Origin of the sequence: Corynebacterium sp. c25Ua_47 (assembly GCF_039907205.1) — a bacterium.
In the GTDB taxonomy this organism is placed as follows: Bacteria; Actinomycetota; Actinomycetes; order Mycobacteriales; family Mycobacteriaceae; genus Corynebacterium; species Corynebacterium hiratae.
Map to the genome: position 1 here is coordinate 291,318 of NZ_JASBOH010000001.1, position 22,032 is coordinate 313,349.

A 22,032-nucleotide genomic window follows, 5' to 3' on the forward strand; every position below is an offset into this window, starting at 1 on the left:
GGGGTTTAGAAGGAATTGATAACGGGATTCCACTCGCGGAAGGCGCGCCCAGTGACAGCGCCTTCGGTGTAGAAGGGATCCTGATCCATGAGAGCGATGACATCGGCCACCTTTACGGACTCGTCCTCAAATTGCAGGACGATGAGCGCCCCGCCCTTGGAATCGGTGTAGGGACCAGAGCCGCAGATCTGGCCCTTGTCGTGGAGCGCGCCGATGAACTCGCGGTGCTGTGGGCGCACCTCAGCAATGACCGGGTTAGATGGATTGTATTCATAGGAGACTGCGAAGTACTTCATACCGACCATGGTAGTGCTCGCTCGAGTGGCAGGGAGGCCACGGTAGGATGAAGAGCGTGAATGATTCTCAGGCTGCGCACAAGCAATCTCAAACCACGGATGTTAACCCCGAGGTCTCCAATTGGAACCTGCCCAACATCCTGACCAGTTTGCGCATCCTCTTTATCCCCTTGTTTGCCTGGCTGGTGCTCGCCGGCCATGAATGGTGGGCTTTCCTCTGCTTCGCGCTCTTGATGCTCACGGATAAGTTGGATGGCGATATTGCACGCGCGCGGGGACTCATCACTAACTTTGGCAAGATTGCGGACCCGATCGCGGATAAAGCCCTGATGACCGCGGCCCTCGTGTGCCTCAATATCACCGGGGCTTTGCCGGTGTGGATCACCGTGCTGATTCTGTTTCGCGAATTCGGCATTACGATTTGGCGCTTCTTCTTGCTGCGTCAAGGGAAGGTGGTGCCGGCTTCCCAAGGCGGAAAGCTCAAGACGGCTCTGCAGACCTTGGCGGTGGCGTTGTATCTTTGTCCGCTGCCAGGGTGGATGGACCTTCCGAGCCTCCTCGTTATGTTGGCCGCCGCCTTCGTTACCGTCCTGACCGGCATCCAGTACCTCATTGATGGCCATAGGGAGAACCAATGAGCATCGAGGCGCAACTAGTATCCACGCTCAGCGAACGCGGTGAAACTGTGGCGTTCTGTGAGTCCCTTACTGCTGGTCTAGCCGCTGCGACTGTGGCGTGCATCCCGGGAGCCTCGGCGGTGCTGCGGGGTGGGCTGGTGACGTATGCGACAGAGGTCAAGGCTCATTTTCTCAACACCACCGTGGAAGAACTTGAGGAGCAAGGCGTGGTGTCTGCTGCGACTGCTGCGCAGATGGCTGAGGCGGCGGTCGTTGAAACGCGTGCAGATTGGGGGGTAGGGCTGACTGGTGTAGCCGGGCCGGACCTCCAGGAAGGCAAACCCGCGGGCACGGTGTACGTGGGGTTATGCGGGAGGGGTGGCGGGGGCGTCGCCAAGCGCGGCGTCCTTTATGAGCTTCCTGCTGAGGGGCGCAACGCGATTCGTTTCGCTGCCGTTGAGGCGGCATTGAGTCTTCTCCTATCAACTCTTGAAGAAAATTAGTTGATTGTGGGAACAAGTACGACTGCTGAGCCGTTGTATGGGGTGATGAACACTTCAGTTGCACTACTTGATAAGCCCACTCAGACCACGGCGCGATCGACGCGGACTCTGGAGCCGCTTTTGCGCGAGGCCCTCGGATTGACGCTTCGTGCCTTCCGTGCGGATAAGGGAGTAACACTTCGCGAACTCGCCGCCGCGGCGCGTGTGTCCCCAGGATATCTGTCGGAGTTGGAGCGCGGCCGCAAGGAGGTTTCCTCCGAGCTTCTGGCTTCCGTGTGTCATGCCCTTGACGCCAGTGTTTCCGATGTCCTTATTGAGGCGGCTGGATACATGGCGCTGCCATCGATGGATGAGGAGCTCGCATCCACCGCACCCGCTGCATCCGAGTTATAGAACTGCGGCGTAGCTCTCCTTGCTTCGCTAATATTAGGCAGGCAGAGAATACTCTGATTACCCATTTATCCACACAACGAACTGCTGAGAAAGGCACCTTCTGTTATGGCGAATCCATTCGTAAAGGCCTGGAAGTACTTGATGGCTCTCTTCGATTCCAAGATCGAGGAGAACGCCGACCCAAAGGTTCAGATTGAGCAGGCTATCGAGGAGGCGCAGCGCCAGCACCAGGAGCTGTCACAGCAGGCCGCTGCGGTTATTGGTAATCAGCGCCAGCTGGAGATGCAGCTGAACCGTCGTTTGAGCGAGATTGAAAAGCTGCAGCAGAATACCCGTAACGCCCTAAGCCTTGCGGACAAGGCCCGTGCCGAAGGCGATGCACAGAAGGCGACCGAGTACGAGAATGCGGCTGAAGCCTTCGCCGCCCAGTTGGTTACCGCTGAGCAGTCTGTTGAGGACACTAAGAAGCTCCACGATCAGGCTCTACAGCAGGCGGAGCAGGCCAAGAAGGCCGTTGAACGCAACGGCATGGCGCTTCGTGAGAAGGTCAACGAGCGCTCCAAGCTGCTGTCGCAGCTCGAGCAGGCCAAGATGCAGGAGAAGGTCTCCGAGTCCCTCAACTCGATGAACGAGCTCTCCGCAAACGGTAACTCGCCTTCCCTGGATGCTGTGCGTGACAAGATTGAGCGTCGCTACTCCAAGGCCCTGGGCCAGGCAGAGCTCGCCGAGAACTCAGTGTCTAACCGCATGCAGGAGATCGAGCAGGCTGGCGTGCAACTGGCTGGCCACTCCCGTCTCGAGCAGATCCGTGCGGAGATGAATAACCCGAAGGCAGTGGAGGGAAACTCCCAGCAGGCAATCGGTTCGGCAGAGGCTAAGGCTCAGCCGAACGTGCAGGACGATGCCGTCCAGGCTCGCCTACGCGAGTTGCGCGGAGAATAAGGCTTAGTCGCCGACGCCGCGGGCTTGAAGCGCCTCACCCATCGCGCGTGCTCGGCGGATTGAGCGAATGATAACCGGGGTGCCAAAGGCAGTTAGAGATGCCGTGGCACCCCGGGCTTTTCGTGCGTCCAGTACCTCGACGACTGTTCCCAGCATGAGCGGGAGCAGACGAATGGTGAGAGACATGGCCAGCGTGATGTTCTCAACAGGGATGCCCAGCCGCCCTAGGGGCGCGAGGGCGCGGTCGAGGGAGTCCATCATCTCCGACACCTTCGTTGTCAGCGTCAGCAGCACCGCCGCGCTGATCGCTGCGTAGATGGTGAGAAACATGATCGCGGCCGACAGCAAATCCTTCTGCCACCACTGAAAAGCTGCGAGCGCAACGAGGAGGTAGAGCGGAGGAACAAGCTGTCCGAGTGCGACGCGAAACGGGATGCGGGCGACGGGAAAGAGCACGAGTGGGAGGAAGAGGCTGGCCGCCGCCCAAGGAAGCGTGTGCACGGCCAGCGAGGTCACGAGGATGAAGCCGATGAGCACGAGGAATTTCACCGCGGCCGGTATGCGATGAATGATGGTATCGGCGTCGACGTAGTAGCCGAGGGGGATGTTTTTAGGCATGACTCTAGAGCGGGCGGGATTTCATGAGTTCGGTGTAGAAGGAAATGACCTTGGCGGGAGGTCCGTCGGCTACGACGTGGTGGTTATCGATGCACAGAACGCGATCGAAATCAGAGACAAAGTCAAGGTCATGTGTAACCACGATGAGTTGCTGTTCGAGCTGCGCAAATTCGCGGCGAATGCGATCGCGGTTGCGCAGATCTAGCAAGGTCGTGGGTTCGTCAGCGATGATGACGGTGGGTTCCATGACAAGCACTGCCGCCAACGCGAGGAGCTGCTTCTGCCCGCCGGAGAGAGTGTGCGGGGACTGCTCAGCTAGCGGCGTCAGGCCGAAGCGCTCGAGGACGGCGTCGACGCGCGCGGTGCGCTCCTTACGAGACAGCTTGAGCCGGCGAAGGGAGAATTCTACGTCATCGCGCACGTGCGGCATGACGATCTGGTTCTCCGCATCAGAAAACACGAAGCCCACTTGGCGGCGAATCTCCTTGCCGCGCTTGGCGACGTCCACGTTATCCACCAAGACCTCACCACGTGAAGGTTCACCAAGACCGTTGATGAGCCGGACAAGAGTGGATTTCCCGCCACCATTGGCACCGATGATGCCGATACGCTGTTCGTTTAATGAGAGAGAAATATCCTTGAGCACCGTTGTTTCGTCGAAGGTGACGGAAACGTTGCGGAAATCAATCTGCGGCACTGGTGCTACTTTGCCTTGGTGCGGCGACCCATCAGGTCGGGGAATGCTGCGTGGACACCGACGGCGATGACAACCATCACGGCGACCTTAATGAGATCGGGGATGACGAACGGGCCCTGAGCCACGGCGGCCGCCCCGAAGGACATGTCAGAGCGGACCATCAGGCCAACAATGCCGCACAAGTACTGCACGGCCAGGCCGACGACGCCGGCGATGGCGAGGACTACCGTCATGCCTCCTTTGCTTCTCGGCGCGCGGTAGGCGATGAGGCCGGCGATGGCGGGTGAGACGACGTAGCCGACAAGGTAGCCCACGGTGGGGCCGGCAATGGCGCTCAGGGCGCTGCGGCCGCCGGCAAGGATGGGAAGGCCGACGAGGCCGAGAGCTATGAAGAGTAGACCGACGAAGAAGCCCCGGCGGCCACCAAGGACGAGGCCGGCCAGGATGATGACGGCGTTTTGAAGAACGATGGGCACGCCCACGGTAGGCGTAGGGATAGAGACGAATGCAAAGACTATGATGAGCGCGGTGAAGACCGCGACGTACGCGATATCAGTCGCGACGGAATTCTTTTTCATGGGCCAAAGTTTATCTAGTAGCTTAATAATGCAGCAAATAGGTACTTTTGAACAGTGTTCAAGCACGGCTTTCAGGGCTTGAAACTACCCCGAACGGGGTAATCTCGAGGCATGGCAAATAGAAAGAAGATGGAGCATGTCTTAGGGCTTGCTCGTGTCAGTGTGGTAGCGCTTCTTTCCGGTATCGCGCTGGGGAGCGTGGCTGGATGTTCGTTGATAGGTTCCGCGAATGTCATCGAAAATATCGAAGAAGCGGCCGGGGTGGAGGAAGGGGAGCCTGGCAGCGTCGACATGCGCGTCGGCGACATCTTCGATTCCGAATATCACCGCGTGATCTTTATCTGCCCTGGGGCTGTCGAGGAGGATGTCATAAACGCTAGTGGAGGAACCTGGCAGGGCGGTACCGACGAGGATGATGAATGGGTGCCGCCAAGCTCGGGGAGTGTTGAGATTTATCGGGATGCGCAGGGGCGTGGAGCGTCGAAGTATGTGAGCAGCAGGGCCTCTCTTGATGAGCTGGATGTCTGTAGCGCGCTGGGCGGGGTAGTTGCCGTACTGCCTGCCGATGAGCAGGTGTCTTTCGTCCGTGCAGAGCAGGGCGGTCCGTGGAAACTTCACTAGGCGGCGAGGCGTTGGATTAGGTCTCAGACACGCGCGTTGCTCGAATGGGCAATCGAACACTTGTGTGTGTATTGTGGGTTGTGGTCTGGTGGAAACGTTAGGGTACTTTCGTGGCATGTGATGGAACCGCAACGATGCCGGAAAACACAATGCGACGGGCCTGGGAACCGAAGTTGCTTCATGGCAGTCTAACTAGGTGCCCCCATTTAATGACATACAGCACTGCACACTAACTGACGCACGATAGTGAGGAAATAAATGGCTACGAAGAAGAAGTCCTCGGCGGCTAGCAAGGGCGATGATCGTCAGAAAGCCCTCGATGCCGCAATGGCGATGATTGAGAAGGATTTTGGCAAAGGAGCCGTCATGCGTCTTGGTGACGATGACCGCCCGCCAATCCAGGCCATTTCCTCCGGGAATACGGCCATCGACATTGCGCTGGGCGTCGGTGGCTTCCCGCGCGGTCGCATCGTAGAGATTTATGGACCGGAATCCTCGGGTAAGACCACCGTTGCTCTGCATGCTATCGCGTCGGCGCAGAAGACCGGTGGCATCGCGGCGTTTATCGATGCGGAGCACGCGCTCGATCCTGAGTATGCGCGTCTGCTTGGCGTGGACACGGATAACCTCTTGGTTTCCCAGCCGGATACCGGTGAGCAGGCTCTGGAAATCGCAGATATGCTCGTGCGCTCTGGCGCTATCGACATCATCGTGATTGACTCCGTAGCCGCCTTGACGCCCAAGGCGGAAATCGAGGGCGAGATGGGAGATAGCCACGTTGGCCTCCAAGCCCGTCTCATGTCCCAAGCACTACGCAAGATGACGGGTGCTCTGTACAACTCTGGGACTACCGCCATCTTCATCAACCAGCTGCGTGAAAAGATCGGCGTGATGTTTGGTTCGCCGGAAACGACCACGGGTGGTAAGGCGCTGAAGTTCTATGCCTCTGTGCGCTGCGATATCCGCCGAATCCAAACCTTGAAGGACGGCCAGGATGCCATTGGTAACCGCACCAAGCTCAAGGTGGTGAAGAACAAGGTGTCCCCGCCGTTCAAGATCGCTGAGTTCGACATCATGTACGGCGAAGGCATTTCGCGCGAGTCTTCCGTCATTGACTTGGGTGTCGAACACGGGTTCATTAAGAAATCTGGCTCGTGGTTTACCTACGAAGGCGATCAGCTGGGGCAGGGCAAGGAAAAGGCCCGCAACTTCCTCAAGGACAACCCCGATCTGGCGGATGAGATTGAGAAGAAGATCTTTGTCAAGCTCGGCGTGGGTGCTGCCGCAGCCGAAGCTGGTGAGGACGTCGCCATGGATGTGCCGGGTGCAGACGATCCGCTGACGGATGAGGCTGTGGATCTGGTACCGAACGTCGATTTCGACGATGACTAAACAGGCGCAATGGCACAACCTTCACCAGAGAAGCTAGAGAAGCTACGTCAAGCTCTCGAGTCCTATGAATCGGGGGACGCGGGGGGCCAGCTTGTTGATGCGAATGCTGAAGCAGCGAAGGCGCCCGTGCGCTCCCGAGCATTAGGCTTGCTAGATCAACGTGCACGTTCCCGCAAGGAACTGCGTGACCGGCTTGTCGCGGCGGACTTTGAGCCCGATGTGGTCGAGGACGTGGTCGATGACCTTGCAGGGGTGGGGCTCGTTGATGATGAAACCTTCGCCAAGGAGTGGGTGCGGCAGCGCCACGCGCGGCGCGGTAAGTCGGCCCGTGCCCTCAATGTGGAACTCAAGGAGAAGGGTGTTGAGGCCGCCGATCGCGCAGCGGCCCTAGAGCAGATTACCGAGGAATCTGAGGAGGCCGTAGCGCGCCGCGTAGCGGAGAAAAAGGCGCGAACCTTGAAGAGTGTTCCCGCCGACCGCCATGAGAGGGACAAGTTCCTGCGTCGCATTGTAGGAACACTCGCGCGGCGCGGCTATCGCCAGGAGCTGGTGATGCGTATTTCCATCGAAGTGCTGGATGCGCGCATCGCCGAGCTCTCCTAGCTGTTTCTATTCGTCCGGGTTGCGGATTTCTGTATAGCTTTCTGAGTGCCAATCAACGTTGACCTGGTCTTTGGTGTCCAAGCCTTGGTCTGGTTGCTCCGGAACTTTAGCGATGATGTTCCGGCGCGCACGGCCCGCTCGAAGCTGACGTTCGATGCGTTCGGCCAGGAGGCCCAGCCCCCAGTTGATGAGGATCATGATGATCGCAACGACGATGAGCGAGGCCAGGTAATTCTTGTTGTAGGACGCCGATTGGATACCGGAGCGCACCACCTCGACATAGCCAATCTGGTAGCCCAAGGCAGAGTCCTTGAGCGCAATAACCATCTGGGCGATGAGGGCCGGAAGCATTGCGGCTACGGCCTGCGGGAGCAGAATGGTACGCATCGTTTGCCCATGCGAAAGACCCAGCGCTCGAGCGGCTTCAGTTTGCCCCTTGGGCAGCGACTTGATTCCGGAGCGCAGAATCTCTGCGACGACAGAGCCGTTGTAGAGGGTCAACGCGAAGACCACGGCGCTAAACGCCAGCTGCTTCGACGGAACTACGTTATAGATGGCGAAAAGCTGGTAGGCAAAAATCATGAGCAGCAGGACGGGGATGGCGCGGAAGAATTCCACGACCACACCACATACGCCGCGTACGATGACGTTCTCGCTCAATCGGCCTAGGCCGAAGATGACGCCGAACACGATGGCCAAGATGATGGATGCTACAGCGGAAAGGATCGTTCCGCGCAGGCCAGGGAGCAGGTACGTGGTCCACGTTTGGCTGTTAAGAAAAGGGGTCCATAACGCGGAGTCGAGTTGCCCGCGCTCACCCAATGTAGACAGCACCCAATACAGTGCAGCTAGCGAGAGAACGACGGTGATGACGGTATAGATGAGATTGCGCCGCTTGCCCTTGGGGCCGGGGGCGTCGTAAAGCACGGTTGCGCGTACAGCCATTATTTCTTCACCGCCACAGTTTCGGAGAGTTTGCCTAGGCCTAAGCCCATGGGCAAGGTCAGGATGATGAAGCCCAGCGCGAAGATAAAGAAGATGACAAAGAGCTGGCTCGCATGCATCTCAATGGTGGATTTCATCAGTAGGGAAGCTTCTGCCACTCCGATTGCGGAGGCGATCGTGGTGTTCTTGGTCAACGCGATGAGCGTGTTTCCCAGGGGGACGATTGCCGCACGTACCGCCTGAGGGAAGACGATCGTGCTAAAGGTCTGTGAGAAGCTCAAACCCAGCGATCGTGCGGCCTCGGCTTGACCGAAGTCCACGGTGTTGATTCCCGAGCGCAAGGATTCCGCAACGAATGCCGAGGTGTACAAGATGAATCCGACGATGGCGAGGCGGAAGTTGTTATCCACTAGGAAGGTCGAAGAGTCCCGGCTAGCAAGCGTGAGCCCTAGGTTCTGGTACAGGCCAAAAGAACAGAACAGGATAATGAGAGTCAAGGGAGTATTGCGCACCGTCGTGATGTACGTCGTGGCAATCCACCGCAGGATTCTTACGGGGGAGACACGCATGGCAGTGAGGATGGTGCCGAGGATCATTGCGCCGATGGCAGACCAGAACGTCAGCTGGATGGTGAGCCAAAAGGCTGGCCATAGTTCGGGGCCTAGTGCGGCCCACATGGATTCCATAGAAATCTCCTACTAACAGGCCTGCGCCGAGGCTGAATGTCCTCGGCGCAGGCTAGGTGGGGGCTAATCGAGCGTTTAGGAGTTGAGGAAGGAGAGGTCACCGACGGTGGCCTCGTCGATGCCCTCGCCCTTGTCCAAATTCTTGGCTACGAGCTTGTCGAATTCGCCGGAGGAATGAAGCTCTTCCAGGGCCTTGTTGACAGCGTCTGTCGCCTCTTGATCATCCTTCTTCAGACCCGCGCCGTAGTACTCATCGGTGAAGGGCTTGCCGTCCTTCTCCAACTCGACGACCTGGAACTTGCCAGGATTCTGAGCGGCGTAGCCGTTAAGAATCGTCGCGTCGGTAGTCATGGCGTCGACGTTGCCCTGGCTCAGTGCCTCCACACAGGAGGAGTAGGTGTCGTACTCCTGCAGCTGCACGCTGGGCAGAGCTTCCTTCACCTTCTGTGCCGGGGTGGAGCCGGTGACAGAGCACAGGATCTTGCCGTCGAGGCCCTCGAGCCCGCTGATCTCCTTGTTATCAGCCTGGGTAAGAAGCGCTTGGTGGGTGATGAGGTATGGACCAGCGAAATTGACCTTTTCCGCGCGGGAAGCGTTGATGGAGTACGTTGCGGTGATGAGGTCAACCTCGCCGTTTTCGATCAGAGTTTCGCGCTGCGCGGACGGAGTCTCGCGCCACTCGATCTCCGGCTCCTCCCACCCCTTATCCTTGGCAATGTGGTTGACCACGTAGGTGGCAATGTCAACGTCGAGGCCGGTCATAGAACCATCGCCCTCGCGCAGGCCCAGACCCGGTTGGTCGAACTTGGTGCCTAGGGTGACAGAGCCAGACTCGATAGCGCCGAGAAGGCCCTCGCCTCCGCTGGCGGAGTCAGAGGAATCACCACACGCAACGAGCAGAGCGCTGGATGCGGCGATGGCGGCGGCGGTGGCAGTAATGCGGTTGAAAGTGCGGGACATGAGATTCTCCTTGATGAGGTGAGTGGAAAATGAATGAAGGTAGAGAAAAGAGGTGAACTGGTAACCGTTTAGTGCTGCAGGATCTTGCCCAAGAAGTCCTTTGCTCGTTCTGATTGTGGGTTGGTGAAGAAGGATTCCGGGTCGGTGTCCTCGACGATGGCCCCGTCGGCCATGAACAGGATGCGGTCGGCCGCGCGCCTGGCGAAGCCCATCTCGTGGGTCACCACGACCATGGTCATGCCTTCTTTGGCCAAATCCGTCATGACGTCAAGCACCTCGTTGACCATCTCAGGGTCGAGAGCTGAGGTAGGTTCATCGAAGAGCATGACTTTCGGGCGCATAGCCAAGGCACGGGCAATGGCGACACGTTGTTGCTGGCCGCCGGAGAGCTGTGCAGGGTATTTTTCTGATTGATTAGCAATTCCAACGCGGTCAAGCAGTTGCATCGCACGCTCTTCGGCCTCGGACTTCTTCATCCTGCGGACTTTGATAGGCCCCAGAGTGACGTTGTCCTTGATGGTCTTGTGTGGAAAGAGATTGAATTGCTGGAACACCATGCCCACGTCCGCACGCAGCTTGGCTAGCTCGCGTCCCTCTTCAGGAAGGGGAGTGCCGTCGATCGCGATGGAACCCTCGTCGATGGTTTCAAGCCGGTTGATGGTGCGGCACAGGGTGGACTTGCCGGAGCCGGACGGACCGAGAACAACGACGACATCGCCGCGGCCAATCTCCAAGTTGATATCGCGGAGCGCGTGATAGTCACCGAAGTACTTATTGACTCCGTCCATCTTGATCATCGGGCCGGAATGGTCGGTCACATCACACCTCCTTAGATAGAGTGAGCTGAATCATATGTAGAACAATAGGCGTGTGGATAGTGGAGGCGGGGAGGTTTGTGTAACAAATCCATAACTCTTATATGCGGTCGGGGCATTATGAGTAGTGGGGTCGTCCAGTTAGAATGTCCCCACGTGAGCTCCCCCGTAACTAATAACCAGCCCCGCACCTATGAGGTGCGGACCTTTGGCTGCCAGATGAACGTTCATGATTCCGAGCGCATTTCCGGCCTGCTCGAGGAGGCCGGCTACTCGGCGGCGCCGGATGGCGCCGAGCCTGACCTCATCGTATTTAACACCTGCGCCGTGCGCGAGAACGCCGACAAGCGCCTGTACGGCACCCTGGGTGCGCTGAAGAAGACGAAGGAAAACCATCCCGGCATGCAGATCGCGGTTGGCGGCTGCTTGGCGCAGAAGGATAAGGACACCGTCTTGGACCACGCGCCGTGGGTGGATGCGGTTTTCGGAACCCATAACATGGCGGCGCTGCCGGCACTGCTTGAGCGTGCACGTCACAACAATGAAGCGCAGGTGGAAATCGTCGATGCCCTCGAGGCTTTCCCCTCCGTACTGCCGGCAAAACGCGAATCCGCCTATGCTGGGTGGGTCTCGGTCTCCGTGGGCTGTAATAACACCTGTACTTTCTGCATCGTCCCTTCGCTGCGTGGCAAAGAGGAAGACCGCCGCCCCGGCGATATCCTCGCAGAAGTTCAGGCCCTGGTAGATCAAGGCGTGTCCGAAGTGACCCTATTGGGGCAGAACGTCAACGCCTATGGCGTCAACTTCGCGGACCCAGACCTGCCGCGTGATCGCTTCGCCTTTTCCAAGTTGCTGCGCGAGGTAGGCAAGATTGAGGGTCTCGAGCGCTTGCGTTTTACCTCGCCGCACCCGGCCGAGTTCACCTCCGACGTTATTGATGCCATGGCGGAGACATCGGCTGTGTGCCCGCAGCTGCATATGCCGCTGCAGTCTGGATCTGACAAGGTCCTCAAGGACATGCGCCGTTCCTATCGCACGAAAAAGTTCTTGGGGATTCTCGACGAGGTCCGTGAGAAGATGCCACACGCGGCAATTACCACCGACATCATCGTGGGCTTCCCAGGCGAGACCGAGGAGGATTTCGAAGCCACGATGGACGTGGTTCGCCGCGCACGTTTCGCCTCCGCTTTCACTTTCCAGTACTCGCCGCGCCCCGGCACCCCGGCCGCAGAAATGGATAACCAAATCCCCAAGAAAGTTGTGCAGGAGCGCTTCGAGCGCCTCGTCGCCTTGCAGGATTCCATTCAGGCAGAAGAAAACGCCAAGCTTGTCGGCACTGATGTAGAGCTGTTGGTGCAGGCGGAAGGCGGCCGCAAGGCCGCCGAGACCCACCGCCTCACCGGACGCGCGCGTGATGGTCGCCTTGTTCACTTTGCACCAGTCGATGCCGCGGGCAAGGACATCTCTGCGGAGATTCGCCCCGGTGATGTTGTGCACGCTACCGTGACGGATGCAGGCTCCTTTTTCCTGGTGGCTGATTCCGGCGTGAGCGAGCACCGTCGCACGAAGGCCGGCGATATGTCGGCGGCGGGGCAGACGCCCACGACGGCACCGATTGGGGTGGGTCTGGGTCTGCCGGGCGTCGGCAAGCCCAGTGCTCCTGCCGATTCCTGCGGCTGCTAAAAGGGGGTAGGCTCCGTTTTATGAGTGATGACTTAAAGTCCGTTCACGATGCCGTTGCTGCTGAGAAGCGCGCAGCGCAGACTCTCGAATTGGGAAAGCATAAATATGCGCTCATCGTGGCCGTCGTGGCGTGGGTTGCTTACTTGGTTTTGCCCTATGCCGGTGATGCCCGCGGCTGGGAAGCTCTCTTCGTCGGTGGAACGGCCGAGGGCGTGCGTATCTCCCTCATGGAAACCGTCAGCGCATGGCTAGCGCTGGGTGGAGTGGGGATCTTAACCACCGCCACGATTATCACTCGCCGGACCAAGCTGGCTCTCGTAGCGTGGATGATGACGACGATCTCTTTCTTCGCTAACCTGTGGGGATTTTGGTACAGGGACAGCGCCTCGGATGGCGCTGCCATAGGTATGTACGTGGGCGTCTTCTCAACGTTGGTCGCCTTTCTTGTGTACTGCCAGGTAGCACTGCGCCGCAGTCCTGAGCAGTTGGCCGCCGCAGAACGCGTGCGGGAAGTCGCCGGCCAGCTCGATCACGTGGGAGTCCTGCAGACCGAAGCCGCTACCGAGCTGCCGGCAGAACAGAATCCGCTGCTTATCGACGACCGCCGCTCCCGCGCGGCCTCCCGCCACCGGCGCCAGCAGGACGAGGAATAAGCGCTACGAGATTCGTGTTGTGGAGTGCATGACTACACTCTTCGACTCACTTGAAATGGGACGACTGACCCTGCCAAACCGCGTGACCATGGCAGCGTTGACCCGCTCACGGGCAGGTCGCGATGGCGTCCCCACGCATTTGCACGAGACGTACTACACGCAGCGCGCTTCCATGGGTCTTATCGTGACGGAGGGCGTATTCCCCGCAGTGACCAGCCGCGCTTTCCCTGGCCAGCCCGGTATCGAAACTCCAGAACAGATTTCCGGCTGGCGGCGAGTGGCCGATTCCGTCCACGAAGCTGGCGGACGCATTTTCATGCAGATGATGAACGGCGGGCGCCTTTCTCATGCCAGCCTCCTCGAGGGTGCAGAACCGGTGGCACCCTCTGCGCTGGCATCGGGCACTGCGGTCCGAGATTTCGAATCCCGCAAGGAGTGCCCGGTGCCCCGCGCTCTCGACATCGAGGAGCTACCGCGCATTGTCGATGAGTTCCGCCAAGCTGCCCGCAATGCCATCGATGCGGGGATGGATGGCGTGGAGCTTCATGGTGCGAACGGTTATCTGCTGCACCAGTTCCTTTCTCCGAGCTCGAATCACCGAGAGGATGCCTACGGCGGAACCCCGGAGAAGCGCTACCGCCTGGTAGTAGAGATCCTGCGTGCCGTGGCGAAGGAGATCGGAGCCGACCGCGTAGCGCTGCGCCTGTCCCCGCAGCACAATATTCAGGGCATTGAGGAAACCGACGCTGCGGATGTGCGTGCCACCTATGGTAGGTTGCTGCGCGCTGTCGCAGACCTTGGTTTGGCCTACGTCTCCTTCCTGCATGCAGCGCCTACGGGTGAGCTCATTACTGAGCTGAGCGCCGAAGCGCGTGCTAACGGGCGTACCCGTGTCATCCTGAATTCGGGGTTTGGACAGGTGACCCAGCGCGCGGAAGCCGAGGATCTAGTACACCACGGTGATGCCGTGGCCGTGGGCCGGTTGGCCATCTCCAACCCAGATCTCGTTCGCCGCTGGCAGGAAGAGCTTCCTGTCACTGCGCCGGATGAGACCACGTTCTATACGGGTGGAGCGCACGGCTACACCGACTATCCGTTCTCCACGGTCAACTCGTAGGCGCTGCTCGCCGAGATGACGTGCGCGCCGAGGCGCTTGTAGAGCGCATTCATCGCCGGATCCGCCTGGGCAACTGAGCAGTAAGCCCGGCGGACGTCGGGCCAGTGGTGCGCCACCGCATACTGGGCATGCTGCTTGGCACGTGTAGCCAGGCCACGGCGGCGCTGTTCGCGGTCTGTCACGGTAAGAGTCCACTCGCATACCTCAGGGTCCGCATCGCCGTGGCGGGAGAGCTCGGTGAGTGCGACGACGCGTCCCTGTTCAACAATGCCGACGAGGAGCGTATGCGCTTTGCGCGAGCGCAGCCGTGCGTGCGCTTCATTCAGGCGCTGTCGTGTCCACACGATGGGCTCGACGCTTAAGTCACCGTAGACCGCGTCGGTGGAGGCTAGGGTGAGCAGGCGCAGGACATCATCAAGCAGCTCTTCCGGGATGTCGTAGTCGGGCCACACCTGCGCTCCAACCACCGGAGGAGTGGGGGCTATTTCGACGAACATTTGGCGCTCGGCATGCTTGCGACGAAACCCGAGCTCAAGGTAGGCCTGCGACATTGGGTCATAGGTATGGTCCGCGTCTGGCGGGTACAGTATGCCAACCTGGGCAGTCGTGCGGCCCAGCTGGCGGGTAATCCGGAGTGCCTCGCGGGCGAGGGCTCGCGTCACGTCGAGAGCCTCTGGCTCTAGATCCTCCCCAGGCAAGGGCAGGAGATCCGCGGCGAGGACGCATTCGATATCGGCGTTCTCTGTTTCCTCCAAGAGTGGAAGAGAGATGTGGATGAAGCCATCGAAATCGACTTCGGGGCTGGGCTCTGCCGCTGAGATAACGGGTAGACCTAGTTCACCAGCCGGCCCCAAGGCGGAGTCAGTCAACCCGAAGAGATAGGTGCGAGACTCTGTGGAGCCTTGCAGGCGCTGAAGCACACGGCGCGGGGAACCGCTGGCAGCGGGATCGCCGCTGGCCTCTTGGGCGGCTAGGTTGGCGTCGAAAACGAAGCTACGCAGGCAATCCGCCGGCTCAGCTGAGGCCGAACCCGGCGGCGCGACAATCTGAACGAACACTCAGACTAGGGTGCTACTTGTCGTTGACAGCAGCCGCTGCGGCATCGGCGAATTCCTGCCACTGTTTGGCCTGGGCACGCAGATCTTCCGCCTTCTTGGTGTTGCCCTTGGCCTCGGCAGCTTCTGCCTGCGCGGTGAAATCATCGACCTTGGACTGGAACTGGGCCACGCGGGCCTGGGCCTCTGGGTCCGTCCGGCGCCATTGTGAATCCTCGGCGTCACTCACGCGCTTTTCCAGCGCCGAGATCTTGGCCTCGTACTCGCGCACCTGGTTGCGCGGAACGAAACCGATCTCCTCCCACTTTTCCTGCAGCTCCCGCAGCTTGGCTTTCGCCGAGTCGATCGACTTGGCGGGATCAATCAGGGAGTCATATTCCGCAATGAGCGCATCCTTGGCGGCGGCGTTCTCTGCGAACTGCTTGTCCCGCTCGTCATTGACGGCGTTGCGGGCATTGAAGAAGTGATCCTGGGCGGCGCGGAAACGGGCCCAGAGCTTGTCGTCGATCTCACGAGGGGCACGGCCCGCAGCCTTCCACTCCGTCATGAGATCACGGTACGCGCGCGCCGTTTCGCCCCAGTTGGTGGAGTCCTTAATAGCTTCTGCGCGCTCTACCAGCTCTTCCTTCTTGGCGCGGGCGGCCGCGCGGTTGCGATCCAGTTCGGCGAAGTGGGAGCCGCGGCGGCGGTTGAAAGAGTCACGGGCGCGAGAGTAGCGCTTCCACAGGGCATCATCCGTCTGGCGGTCGATGCCACGGATCTGCTTCCATTCCTCCAAGATGGCACGGATACGGTCACCGGCGGCCTTCCACTCCGTCGAGTTGGCGGCGATGTCCTCGGCCTCGGCAGCGAGCTTTTCCTTTTTAGCAATGGCTTCTTCGCGGCGACGAGCCTTGTCAGCCTGTGCTTGCTCACCGGCTTCTACGGAGTGCTCGATGATCGTGGCTAGGCGCTTGTCCAATGCCGCGATATCACCGATTACTGCCTGTGTAGGTAGGGACTCTCGCAGTTCCGCAGCAGTCGCCTTGATCGACGCGGCATCGCCCGGATGGGCTGTGAGGCGGGATTCTAGCAGTTCGATCTCGGTGGACAGATCGTCATAGCGTGCACCAAAGTGTGCCAAGCCCTCTTCCGGGGTGCCGGCCTGCCACTCGCCGATTTTGCGTTCGCCTTCGGGGGCCTTGACGAATACCGACCCATCAGCATCAACGCGGCCCCACTGGGCGGGATCATTCTTTGCGGGCTGCACGGGACGTGCGGCCGGGGCAGAGGAAGACGGGCCGGGACGAGCGCCCTTGCGAGGCATGGCTCCAGGGGAAGGAATAGCGGACATGCTAAGAAACCACCTTCGGTATTATCGCGCCGCGCGACACGGCTGCCAGAACTTATGTGACACAACACTACCGTTTCCGCCGCGCAGCCGCGTGTTAACCCCGAAAAACTAACCTTATAGGATGGGAGTTGATGCAAAATCTCATGGTTATGCCAGCCTCACCGGCCTTGGCGGAAGAATTGTCACCCAGCGATGACGCGTCGCGCGCGCTCCTTAGCGCCGCCTGCGAGCTCACGCGTGATGCCGCACGCGTCAACGGTAGTGCACCGCTTAAGGTCGACATCGTGGGATCGCGCGATGCGCGCTGGCGTACCGAGCACACAGGAAGTTTGAGAGCGTGGGGCGCACCCCAGGTCGACGTCGGCGGCGGAAACTACCTGCCCGAAATAATGGCCCGCTACGTACTCACTAGCGCGCTCGGGGCAGAAAGCAGTCACCGCGCCTTCACGGTGGAAGACTCCCGCGCCGACCTAGGGGAGGTGCGTTCCGGACGGTTCACAATAGTGTGCGTTGATGGCTCTGCAGGCTTGACGGAGCGCGCGCCGCTCGCTCTTGTCGAGGGTGCGCGGGACACTCACCTGTGGTGCGAGAGCGTGCTGGCCGGCGCGGAGGAAGACTGTGACGAAGAGCTGCTCCATTCGACGGGAGTGCTCGAAACGGCACTGTGGGCGCAGCTAGCAGGCGTGCACCCGCATCATGCAGAACTCCGGGCTGCAGATTCGACGTTGGGCGTGGGCCGCTATGTGGCGGGGTGGCAGTGCTAATGCCAGAGACTCTCAGTAGCGGCCCAACCCCGATTGCCGTCGTAGGGCCGACGGCCTCCGGAAAATCAGCACTCGGAGTCGCCTTGGCGCACGAGCTTGACGGGGAAGTAGTCAACGTCGATTCGATGCAGCTTTACCGGGGCATGGACATCGGCACGGCCAAGCTGACGCTGGAGGAGCGCGAAGGTATCCCACACCATCAGCTCGATGTGTGGGACGTGACGGAAACGGCGTCGGTAGCGCGCTATCAGTCCGCTGCCATCGCGGATATCGAGAGTATTCGAGCGCGTGGCAACACCCCGATCTTGGTCGGCGGCTCCATGCTCTATGTCCAATCACTCGTGGATGATTGGCAATTCCCGCCCACTGATCCGCAGGTGCGCGCTCGCTGGGAGGCCCGGCGCCAAGAGATTGGTACCGATGCCTTGCACGCAGAGCTTGCCAGCGTGGACCCGGCAGCCGCGGCCATCATCGAAGATAAGGACCCGCGCCGTACCGTGCGCGCACTGGAAGTCATCGAGCTTACAGGCAAGCCTTTCAAAGCCAGCCAGCCACCGAAGAATGCCCCGCCCCGGTGGGGCACGAGAATCCTCGGGTTGCGCACGGAAGCCAGCTGGTTGAACCCGCGCATCGAGCTGCGTAGCCGCCTCATGTTCGGCAAGGGGCTGGTCGAAGAGGTCGAAAACCTTCAGTCGCAGGGGCTGAAGGCGGACTCAACGGCGGGGCGGGCCATCGGTTATGCCCAAGTCCTCCAAGCCCAGCGTGGAGAGCTCACCTGGGAAGAAGCGGTGGAGCGTACCATCACTGGAACCCGTCGTTATGTGCGTCGCCAGCGTGCCTGGTTTAACCGTGATAAGCGCATCTACTGGCTGGATGCCGCGGCTGATACGACAACGCAGGCTTTGCGTGTCCTCGAAGAGAGTTAGACTTTACACCTATGAAGTTTGCTAAAGGCCACGGAACTGAAAACGACTTCGTCATTGTGGAAGGAGCCGAGCCGCTACCGCCGGAAAAGGTAGTGGCGCTGTGTGATCGCCGCGCCGGGATCGGCGCCGACGGCGTCTTGCGCGTCATACGTGCAGGTGACTTGCTCTCCTCTGGAGAAATCGATGAGCTCGCACCGGGCATCGATGCTGGCGACTGGTTTATGGACTACCGCAACGCGGACGGCTCGGTGGCGGAAATGTGCGGCAATGGTACCCGCGTTTTCGCGCATTGGGTGCGCTCCCGTGGGCTGGTGAACACCGATACTTTCACCGTCGGCACGCGCGCTGGGGCCAAGCAGGTCACTGTCCACTCCTTCAACGAGACTGAAGCCGAAGTCAGCGTGGAGATGGGGCCCGCACAGGTGCTCGGTGTCTCCACCGCTTCGATGGCGGGGGAGAGCTTCGCCGGGCTCGGGGTAGATATGGGAAACCCTCACCTAGCAGCCGTTATCCCGGGACTGACCGCGGAGGATTTGGCGGCGAAGCGCCTTGAGCAGTCCGTCTTCGATACTGATTTCTTCCCGGCAGGCGTCAACGTGGAGCTGGTTACACCGCTGCACGATGGCGTGATTCACATGCGCGTCTTCGAGCGCGGCTCAGGGGAGACTCGCTCGTGCGGTACCGGAACGGTGGCGGCAGCGTGTGCCGCGCTTGCCGACGCCTCCCACACCACCGGCCGCGTCCGCGTCGTCGTCCCCGGCGGCGAGGTCCAGGTAGAAATCACTGAGGACGGTTCCACACTGACGGGGCCTTCGCGCATCGTAGCCACAGGCGAAACCTCACTATAGGGTTTTCGGGACGGCGTTTAGCGTCCGTCCCCCTTTTTGTAGTTGGTCCCTAGCGCCAAGGCGGCGCGGCGGGCGGCGAGCCACGACTCCTTGAGCTCGGCGGCCCGATCATCCGCCACCTTGAGCAAGGATTCGAGTTCGCTGGTGCCAGCATCTGGCGAGTTAACCCGTGCGTCGAGGCGGCGCAAGAAACGCTGCGCGCCATGCATTTCATAGTGGAACGCTTCGATAGCGGGGTTCGTGCAGTCGACGTCGGCAAGCGCCGGGCGGTGGAGCGTGCGGTCCGCCAATGCTTCAGCGTCGTCGCTCGTAGCAAATGTGGCGTAGTCCTCGAGGACGCCCGTGATGTCTTCCACCGTGAGCGCAATGGAAGCCCGCAGCGCCGCATGTTCCGAGGCATCGGGGCGGGCGCCGACAAACAGCCATAGCGCCCCGCAGATAAAGATGGCGAGAATAACTCCCGGCAGCTTCAGCGTCAGAACCAGTACCGTAGCGGTAACCCCGGCAAGGAGCAGGGCAAAACCCTGACGCTGAGATGCGGAAAAACTCATGTTTACAACTCTACGGTATGCCTAGTGGCCGCCGCAGCCTCCAGAGCCGCAGGCGCAGCCGCCCTCGCCGCCACAGCCGCCGGTGGGCAGCGCGATAGAGGCGGTCAGCATCGCCGAACCTGCAAGCACGGAATCCTTCGGCGGCAGCTCGCCAAAGCTCTCCGGCAGACACAGATCGAAGGGGAAGGTGCCATCCATGACGAGGTGCATGAAGCGCTCACCGGTGAGCTGGTTGTGGCGCCACTCGGACTCCATAACCCGAGCGGAAAAAGTGCAGCCCGGGGTAGGGGATTCGGCGCCGGAACCGGCCGCAACAACTGCCGCACCGGTGGATTCAAACGTGGCTGGGTAGGTGCCCTTCTCGGCTTCGTAGGCATCTGCGTTGTCGAACGCGGTGACATCGAGGCCCATCGCAGTAAGCTCTACCTGCTGCCACTGCTGGGTGTCCTCATCAGCCAAGAGCGGGCCCTGCGCCAAGTTCGCCGTCGCTTGCGCGAGAACGTTTCCGAAAGGATCGATGATGTCCAGGTAAGCCAAGACATCGTTGATCATAGAGACGTGGGCGAAGCCTTGGGTGACGCCCTCAAACCCAATGAAGGTGGCGAAAGGTTCGACGGCAAGGATATTGAGTTGCGCCCCGGAAGGATCCGAGAACTGAATGAGTTGTCCTCCCCGAACCTCCCCCGTGACTGTCAGCTGGTTGGTCGAAATGGCTGCTTCGACGGCGTCCTGCCAGCGCTCGTAGTTGAGGCCAATGGCCTGCATCTCTGGGTGAGTGGTCTCTTTGACGGTCATGCGGCCCATTGTATCTGGCGCCGCGATGACTCAAAAATGTTGTCGGTGAGCCTTGCCGCCGGGATCGGCACAAGGTCGTGTGCAACGGAGATTCCTTGTTAAGAGGCGTGACGTGCAAGAATAGAAAGCATATGACAAAAGAAACCCATGATGATCTCCTCGCGCAGGCTTTTGGTGAGCCCGCGCCCACCTCACCGGAGCCGACTACCGGTGATCTCGACCTAGCTGAGCGCAACGCCTTCCGCCGGGTAACCCGCGAGACCACCATTCGCGCAGAAGACACCACCGACGGCTACGAAGTGGAGTACCGCAAGCTGCGCCTTGAACAAGTAGTCCTCGTAGGAGTGTGGACTGAAGGCACCGTGGCCGAGGTTGAGGCCACGATGTCGGAGCTCGCGGCGCTCACGGAAACCGCGGGAGCCGAAGTAGTAGAAGCCCTGTATCAGAAGCGCGATAAGCCGGACCCGGGTACCTATATCGGCTCCGGCAAAGTGAACGAGCTCAAGGATATCGTGGGTGCCACTGGCGCGGATACCGTGGTGTGCGACGGCGAGCTAACCCCCGGCCAGCTCTCTGCCTTGGAGCGCGCTCTCAACACCAAAGTTATCGATCGCACCATGCTCATCTTGGATATTTTTGCGCAGCACGCCAAGTCCAAGGAAGGCAAAGCCCAAGTTTCGCTCGCGCAGTTGGAATATCTTTATACGCATACCCGTGGTTGGGGCGGCAACCTCTCGCGCCAGGCGGGCGGCCGTGCTGGTTCCAACGGCGGCGTCGGTCTGCGCGGCCCAGGTGAAACCAAGATTGAGACGGACCGTCGGCGTATCCGCACGCAGATGGCGCTGCTGCGGAAGGAGCTTAAGGCGATGAAGACGGCGCGTGAGATTAAGCGCTCGCGCCGTGCGTCATCGACGATCCCGCAGATTGCGATCGCCGGCTACACCAACGCTGGTAAGTCTTCGCTCATCAACGCGATGACGGGCGCTGGCGTGCTGGTGGAGGACGCGCTGTTCGCTACCTTGGACCCCACCACCCGGCGTGCCGAGCTTGCTGATGGCCGCCAGGTCGTGTTCACCGATACCGTTGGTTTCGTCCGCCACCTTCCTACACAGTTGGTGGAGGCCTTCAAGTCCACCTTGGAGGAGGTCCTCGCAGCAGACTTGATGCTGCACGTCGTGGACGGCTCAGATCCTTTCCCGCTGAAGCAAATTGAGGCGGTTAATGCGGTCATCTATGACATCGTGAAGGAAACCGGCGAGGAGGCCCCGCCGGAGATCATCGTCATCAACAAGATAGACCAGGCCGATCCGCTGGTGCTGGCGGAGCTTCGCCACGCCCTCGACCGTGACAACGTGGTGTATGTCTCCGCCAAGACGGGGGAGGGCATCGAGGAGCTCACCACGCGCGTGGAGCTCTTCCTCAATTCTCAGGACGAGCATGTGCAGTTGCTCATTCCGTTTACTCGCGGGGACGTGGTCGATCGCATCCATACTCAGGGTACGGTGCGCAGCGAGGAGTACACGGGGGAGGGCACGCTTGTCGACGTCCGCCTGCCCGCCTCCATCGCCGCCGAACTCAGCGAATTTCGCGTGATTGGTGAGGACGCTTAGGTTTCGGTGCTCCCGTGAGCCATAATTATGG

26 protein-coding genes are annotated in these 22,032 nt (G+C 60.2%); 14 read left to right on the forward strand and 12 right to left on the reverse strand.

Going from position 1 to position 22,032, the window contains the following annotated elements; genetic code table 11:
* Nucleotides 1-5: 5 nt before the first annotated feature.
* Nucleotides 6-296 (reverse strand): YciI family protein, encoded by a 291-nt coding sequence (locus QKE52_RS01325; RefSeq protein ID WP_049157577.1) that lies wholly within the window; start codon nucleotides 294-296, stop codon nucleotides 6-8.
* Nucleotides 297-343: 47 nt separating this feature from the next.
* Here QKE52_RS01325 and pgsA point away from each other — a divergent pair, with 47 nt between their 5' ends.
* From pgsA to QKE52_RS01345, 4 genes are all read left to right on the forward strand, one after another.
* Nucleotides 344-934 (forward strand): CDP-diacylglycerol--glycerol-3-phosphate 3-phosphatidyltransferase, encoded by a 591-nt coding sequence (gene pgsA / locus QKE52_RS01330; protein WP_293777978.1) that lies wholly within the window; start codon nucleotides 344-346, stop codon nucleotides 932-934.
* A complete protein-coding gene (locus QKE52_RS01335; RefSeq protein WP_070644971.1) occupies nucleotides 931-1,416 on the forward strand; it encodes a nicotinamide-nucleotide amidohydrolase family protein in 486 nt (161 codons plus the stop codon). The genes pgsA and QKE52_RS01335 overlap by 4 nt, the downstream gene beginning before the upstream one ends.
* Nucleotides 1,417-1,461: 45 nt before the next feature.
* Complete coding sequence (locus QKE52_RS01340) at nucleotides 1,462-1,809, forward strand: helix-turn-helix transcriptional regulator (protein WP_046649351.1); 348 nt, start codon at nucleotides 1,462-1,464, stop codon at nucleotides 1,807-1,809.
* A 105-nt stretch (nucleotides 1,810-1,914) separates the two neighbouring features.
* Nucleotides 1,915-2,751: a PspA/IM30 family protein gene (locus tag QKE52_RS01345; protein WP_046649352.1), complete on the forward strand. Its 837-nt coding sequence runs from the start codon at nucleotides 1,915-1,917 to the stop codon at nucleotides 2,749-2,751.
* Between the two features lie 3 nt (nucleotides 2,752-2,754).
* Here the strand turns inward: QKE52_RS01345 and QKE52_RS01350 are convergent, their stop codons facing one another.
* The 3 genes from QKE52_RS01350 to QKE52_RS01360 are packed head-to-tail and all read right to left on the reverse strand — an operon-like array spanning nucleotide 2,755 to nucleotide 4,644.
* Nucleotides 2,755-3,369: an energy-coupling factor transporter transmembrane protein EcfT gene (locus QKE52_RS01350; RefSeq protein ID WP_046649353.1), complete on the reverse strand. Its 615-nt coding sequence runs from the start codon at nucleotides 3,367-3,369 to the stop codon at nucleotides 2,755-2,757.
* 4 nt (nucleotides 3,370-3,373) lie between these two features.
* A complete protein-coding gene (locus QKE52_RS01355; RefSeq protein ID WP_046649354.1) occupies nucleotides 3,374-4,066 on the reverse strand; it encodes an ABC transporter ATP-binding protein in 693 nt (230 codons plus the stop codon).
* Nucleotides 4,067-4,071: 5 nt separating this feature from the next.
* Nucleotides 4,072-4,644, reverse strand: a complete 573-nt coding sequence (locus QKE52_RS01360; protein ID WP_070516853.1) for a biotin transporter BioY — start codon at nucleotides 4,642-4,644, stop codon at nucleotides 4,072-4,074.
* Between the two features lie 111 nt (nucleotides 4,645-4,755).
* Between QKE52_RS01360 and QKE52_RS01365 the strand changes: the two genes are divergently transcribed.
* The 3 genes from QKE52_RS01365 to recX all read left to right on the forward strand — a co-directional run bounded on the left by QKE52_RS01365 (nucleotide 4,756) and on the right by recX (nucleotide 7,260).
* Nucleotides 4,756-5,265 (forward strand): hypothetical protein, encoded by a 510-nt coding sequence (locus QKE52_RS01365; RefSeq protein ID WP_128081875.1) that lies wholly within the window; start codon nucleotides 4,756-4,758, stop codon nucleotides 5,263-5,265.
* Nucleotides 5,266-5,523: 258 nt separating this feature from the next.
* On the forward strand, nucleotides 5,524-6,657 hold the full coding sequence (recA, locus tag QKE52_RS01370; RefSeq protein ID WP_293777969.1) for a recombinase RecA: 1,134 nt from the start codon (nucleotides 5,524-5,526) through the stop codon (nucleotides 6,655-6,657).
* A 9-nt stretch (nucleotides 6,658-6,666) separates the two neighbouring features.
* Nucleotides 6,667-7,260 carry a recombination regulator RecX gene (recX, locus tag QKE52_RS01375; protein WP_046649358.1) on the forward strand — a complete coding sequence of 198 codons (594 nt, stop codon included), beginning with the start codon at nucleotides 6,667-6,669 and terminating at the stop codon, nucleotides 7,258-7,260.
* A gap of 6 nt (nucleotides 7,261-7,266) precedes the next feature.
* Here recX and QKE52_RS01380 read toward each other — a convergent pair whose 3' ends face one another.
* From QKE52_RS01380 to gluA, 4 genes are all read right to left on the reverse strand, one after another.
* Nucleotides 7,267-8,205 (reverse strand): amino acid ABC transporter permease, encoded by a 939-nt coding sequence (locus QKE52_RS01380; protein ID WP_046649359.1) that lies wholly within the window; start codon nucleotides 8,203-8,205, stop codon nucleotides 7,267-7,269.
* Entirely contained in the window at nucleotides 8,205-8,891 is a 687-nt protein-coding gene (gluC, locus tag QKE52_RS01385; protein ID WP_046649360.1) for a glutamate ABC transporter permease GluC, read from the reverse strand. The genes QKE52_RS01380 and gluC overlap by 1 nt, the downstream gene beginning before the upstream one ends.
* Nucleotides 8,892-8,966: 75 nt before the next feature.
* On the reverse strand, nucleotides 8,967-9,851 hold the full coding sequence (locus QKE52_RS01390) for a glutamate ABC transporter substrate-binding protein (protein ID WP_293778634.1): 885 nt from the start codon (nucleotides 9,849-9,851) through the stop codon (nucleotides 8,967-8,969).
* Nucleotides 9,852-9,919: 68 nt separating this feature from the next.
* Complete coding sequence (gene gluA / locus QKE52_RS01395; protein ID WP_046649369.1) at nucleotides 9,920-10,648, reverse strand: glutamate ABC transporter ATP-binding protein GluA; 729 nt, start codon at nucleotides 10,646-10,648, stop codon at nucleotides 9,920-9,922.
* A gap of 138 nt (nucleotides 10,649-10,786) precedes the next feature.
* Between gluA and miaB the strand changes: the two genes are divergently transcribed.
* From miaB to QKE52_RS01410, 3 genes are read left to right on the forward strand one after another with little or no spacing between them, the layout of a single operon-like run.
* Nucleotides 10,787-12,349 (forward strand): tRNA (N6-isopentenyl adenosine(37)-C2)-methylthiotransferase MiaB, encoded by a 1,563-nt coding sequence (gene miaB / locus QKE52_RS01400; RefSeq protein ID WP_083295550.1) that lies wholly within the window; start codon nucleotides 10,787-10,789, stop codon nucleotides 12,347-12,349.
* 20 nt (nucleotides 12,350-12,369) lie between these two features.
* The gene (locus QKE52_RS01405; protein WP_049157551.1) at nucleotides 12,370-13,002 is read left to right on the forward strand and encodes a hypothetical protein; all 633 of its coding nucleotides are present in this window, start codon (nucleotides 12,370-12,372) and stop codon (nucleotides 13,000-13,002) included.
* 28 nt (nucleotides 13,003-13,030) lie between these two features.
* Nucleotides 13,031-14,119, forward strand: a complete 1,089-nt coding sequence (locus QKE52_RS01410; protein WP_293778637.1) for an alkene reductase — start codon at nucleotides 13,031-13,033, stop codon at nucleotides 14,117-14,119.
* Here the strand turns inward: QKE52_RS01410 and QKE52_RS01415 are convergent.
* Complete coding sequence (locus tag QKE52_RS01415; RefSeq protein ID WP_071409754.1) at nucleotides 14,092-15,177, reverse strand: GNAT family N-acetyltransferase; 1,086 nt, start codon at nucleotides 15,175-15,177, stop codon at nucleotides 14,092-14,094. The genes QKE52_RS01410 and QKE52_RS01415 overlap by 28 nt on opposite strands.
* 13 nt (nucleotides 15,178-15,190) lie before the next feature.
* A complete protein-coding gene (locus tag QKE52_RS01420; protein WP_347947911.1) occupies nucleotides 15,191-16,507 on the reverse strand; it encodes a DUF349 domain-containing protein in 1,317 nt (438 codons plus the stop codon).
* A gap of 131 nt (nucleotides 16,508-16,638) precedes the next feature.
* Here QKE52_RS01420 and QKE52_RS01425 point away from each other — a divergent pair, with 131 nt between their 5' ends.
* The 3 genes from QKE52_RS01425 to dapF are packed head-to-tail and all read left to right on the forward strand — an operon-like array spanning nucleotide 16,639 to nucleotide 19,045.
* On the forward strand, nucleotides 16,639-17,271 hold the full coding sequence (locus tag QKE52_RS01425; protein WP_293777904.1) for a hypothetical protein: 633 nt from the start codon (nucleotides 16,639-16,641) through the stop codon (nucleotides 17,269-17,271).
* A complete protein-coding gene (gene miaA / locus QKE52_RS01430) occupies nucleotides 17,271-18,197 on the forward strand; it encodes a tRNA (adenosine(37)-N6)-dimethylallyltransferase MiaA (RefSeq protein WP_347947912.1) in 927 nt (308 codons plus the stop codon). The genes QKE52_RS01425 and miaA overlap by 1 nt, the downstream gene beginning before the upstream one ends.
* 11 nt (nucleotides 18,198-18,208) lie before the next feature.
* Entirely contained in the window at nucleotides 18,209-19,045 is an 837-nt protein-coding gene (gene dapF / locus QKE52_RS01435; RefSeq protein WP_347947914.1) for a diaminopimelate epimerase, read from the forward strand.
* Between the two features lie 17 nt (nucleotides 19,046-19,062).
* Here the strand turns inward: dapF and QKE52_RS01440 are convergent, their stop codons facing one another.
* Both QKE52_RS01440 and QKE52_RS01445 read right to left on the reverse strand, forming a co-directional pair.
* Nucleotides 19,063-19,596, reverse strand: a complete 534-nt coding sequence (locus tag QKE52_RS01440; RefSeq protein ID WP_049157538.1) for a hypothetical protein — start codon at nucleotides 19,594-19,596, stop codon at nucleotides 19,063-19,065.
* Between the two features lie 21 nt (nucleotides 19,597-19,617).
* The gene (locus QKE52_RS01445) at nucleotides 19,618-20,400 is read right to left on the reverse strand and encodes a hypothetical protein (protein WP_347947915.1); all 783 of its coding nucleotides are present in this window, start codon (nucleotides 20,398-20,400) and stop codon (nucleotides 19,618-19,620) included.
* A 122-nt stretch (nucleotides 20,401-20,522) separates the two neighbouring features.
* Between QKE52_RS01445 and hflX the strand changes: the two genes are divergently transcribed.
* The gene (hflX, locus tag QKE52_RS01450; RefSeq protein WP_102234173.1) at nucleotides 20,523-22,001 is read left to right on the forward strand and encodes a GTPase HflX; all 1,479 of its coding nucleotides are present in this window, start codon (nucleotides 20,523-20,525) and stop codon (nucleotides 21,999-22,001) included.
* Nucleotides 22,002-22,032: the final 31 nt, after the last annotated feature.

Excerpts from the sequence above, each read along its gene's own strand:
- QKE52_RS01325 (WP_049157577.1), bottom strand. The coding sequence starts at position 296 with ATGAAGTACTTCGCAGTCTCCTATGAATACAATCCATCTAACCCGGTC.
- pgsA (WP_293777978.1), top strand. The coding sequence starts at position 344 with ATGAAGAGCGTGAATGATTCTCAGGCTGCGCACAAGCAATCTCAAACC.
- QKE52_RS01335 (WP_070644971.1), top strand. The coding sequence starts at position 931 with ATGAGCATCGAGGCGCAACTAGTATCCACGCTCAGCGAACGCGGTGAA.
- QKE52_RS01340 (WP_046649351.1), top strand. The coding sequence starts at position 1,462 with ATGAACACTTCAGTTGCACTACTTGATAAGCCCACTCAGACCACGGCG.
- QKE52_RS01345 (WP_046649352.1), top strand. The coding sequence starts at position 1,915 with ATGGCGAATCCATTCGTAAAGGCCTGGAAGTACTTGATGGCTCTCTTC.
- QKE52_RS01350 (WP_046649353.1), bottom strand. The coding sequence starts at position 3,369 with ATGCCTAAAAACATCCCCCTCGGCTACTACGTCGACGCCGATACCATC.
- QKE52_RS01360 (WP_070516853.1), bottom strand. The coding sequence starts at position 4,644 with ATGAAAAAGAATTCCGTCGCGACTGATATCGCGTACGTCGCGGTCTTC.
- QKE52_RS01365 (WP_128081875.1), top strand. The coding sequence starts at position 4,756 with ATGGCAAATAGAAAGAAGATGGAGCATGTCTTAGGGCTTGCTCGTGTC.
- recA (WP_293777969.1), top strand. The coding sequence starts at position 5,524 with ATGGCTACGAAGAAGAAGTCCTCGGCGGCTAGCAAGGGCGATGATCGT.
- recX (WP_046649358.1), top strand. The coding sequence starts at position 6,667 with ATGGCACAACCTTCACCAGAGAAGCTAGAGAAGCTACGTCAAGCTCTC.
- QKE52_RS01380 (WP_046649359.1), bottom strand. The coding sequence starts at position 8,205 with ATGGCTGTACGCGCAACCGTGCTTTACGACGCCCCCGGCCCCAAGGGC.
- gluC (WP_046649360.1), bottom strand. The coding sequence starts at position 8,891 with ATGGAATCCATGTGGGCCGCACTAGGCCCCGAACTATGGCCAGCCTTT.
- QKE52_RS01390 (WP_293778634.1), bottom strand. The coding sequence starts at position 9,851 with ATGTCCCGCACTTTCAACCGCATTACTGCCACCGCCGCCGCCATCGCC.
- gluA (WP_046649369.1), bottom strand. The coding sequence starts at position 10,648 with ATGATCAAGATGGACGGAGTCAATAAGTACTTCGGTGACTATCACGCG.
- miaB (WP_083295550.1), top strand. The coding sequence starts at position 10,787 with ATGAGTAGTGGGGTCGTCCAGTTAGAATGTCCCCACGTGAGCTCCCCC.
- QKE52_RS01405 (WP_049157551.1), top strand. The coding sequence starts at position 12,370 with ATGAGTGATGACTTAAAGTCCGTTCACGATGCCGTTGCTGCTGAGAAG.
- QKE52_RS01410 (WP_293778637.1), top strand. The coding sequence starts at position 13,031 with ATGACTACACTCTTCGACTCACTTGAAATGGGACGACTGACCCTGCCA.
- QKE52_RS01420 (WP_347947911.1), bottom strand. The coding sequence starts at position 16,507 with ATGTCCGCTATTCCTTCCCCTGGAGCCATGCCTCGCAAGGGCGCTCGT.
- QKE52_RS01425 (WP_293777904.1), top strand. The coding sequence starts at position 16,639 with ATGCAAAATCTCATGGTTATGCCAGCCTCACCGGCCTTGGCGGAAGAA.
- miaA (WP_347947912.1), top strand. The coding sequence starts at position 17,271 with ATGCCAGAGACTCTCAGTAGCGGCCCAACCCCGATTGCCGTCGTAGGG.
- dapF (WP_347947914.1), top strand. The coding sequence starts at position 18,209 with ATGAAGTTTGCTAAAGGCCACGGAACTGAAAACGACTTCGTCATTGTG.
- QKE52_RS01440 (WP_049157538.1), bottom strand. The coding sequence starts at position 19,596 with ATGAGTTTTTCCGCATCTCAGCGTCAGGGTTTTGCCCTGCTCCTTGCC.
- QKE52_RS01445 (WP_347947915.1), bottom strand. The coding sequence starts at position 20,400 with ATGGGCCGCATGACCGTCAAAGAGACCACTCACCCAGAGATGCAGGCC.
- hflX (WP_102234173.1), top strand. The coding sequence starts at position 20,523 with ATGACAAAAGAAACCCATGATGATCTCCTCGCGCAGGCTTTTGGTGAG.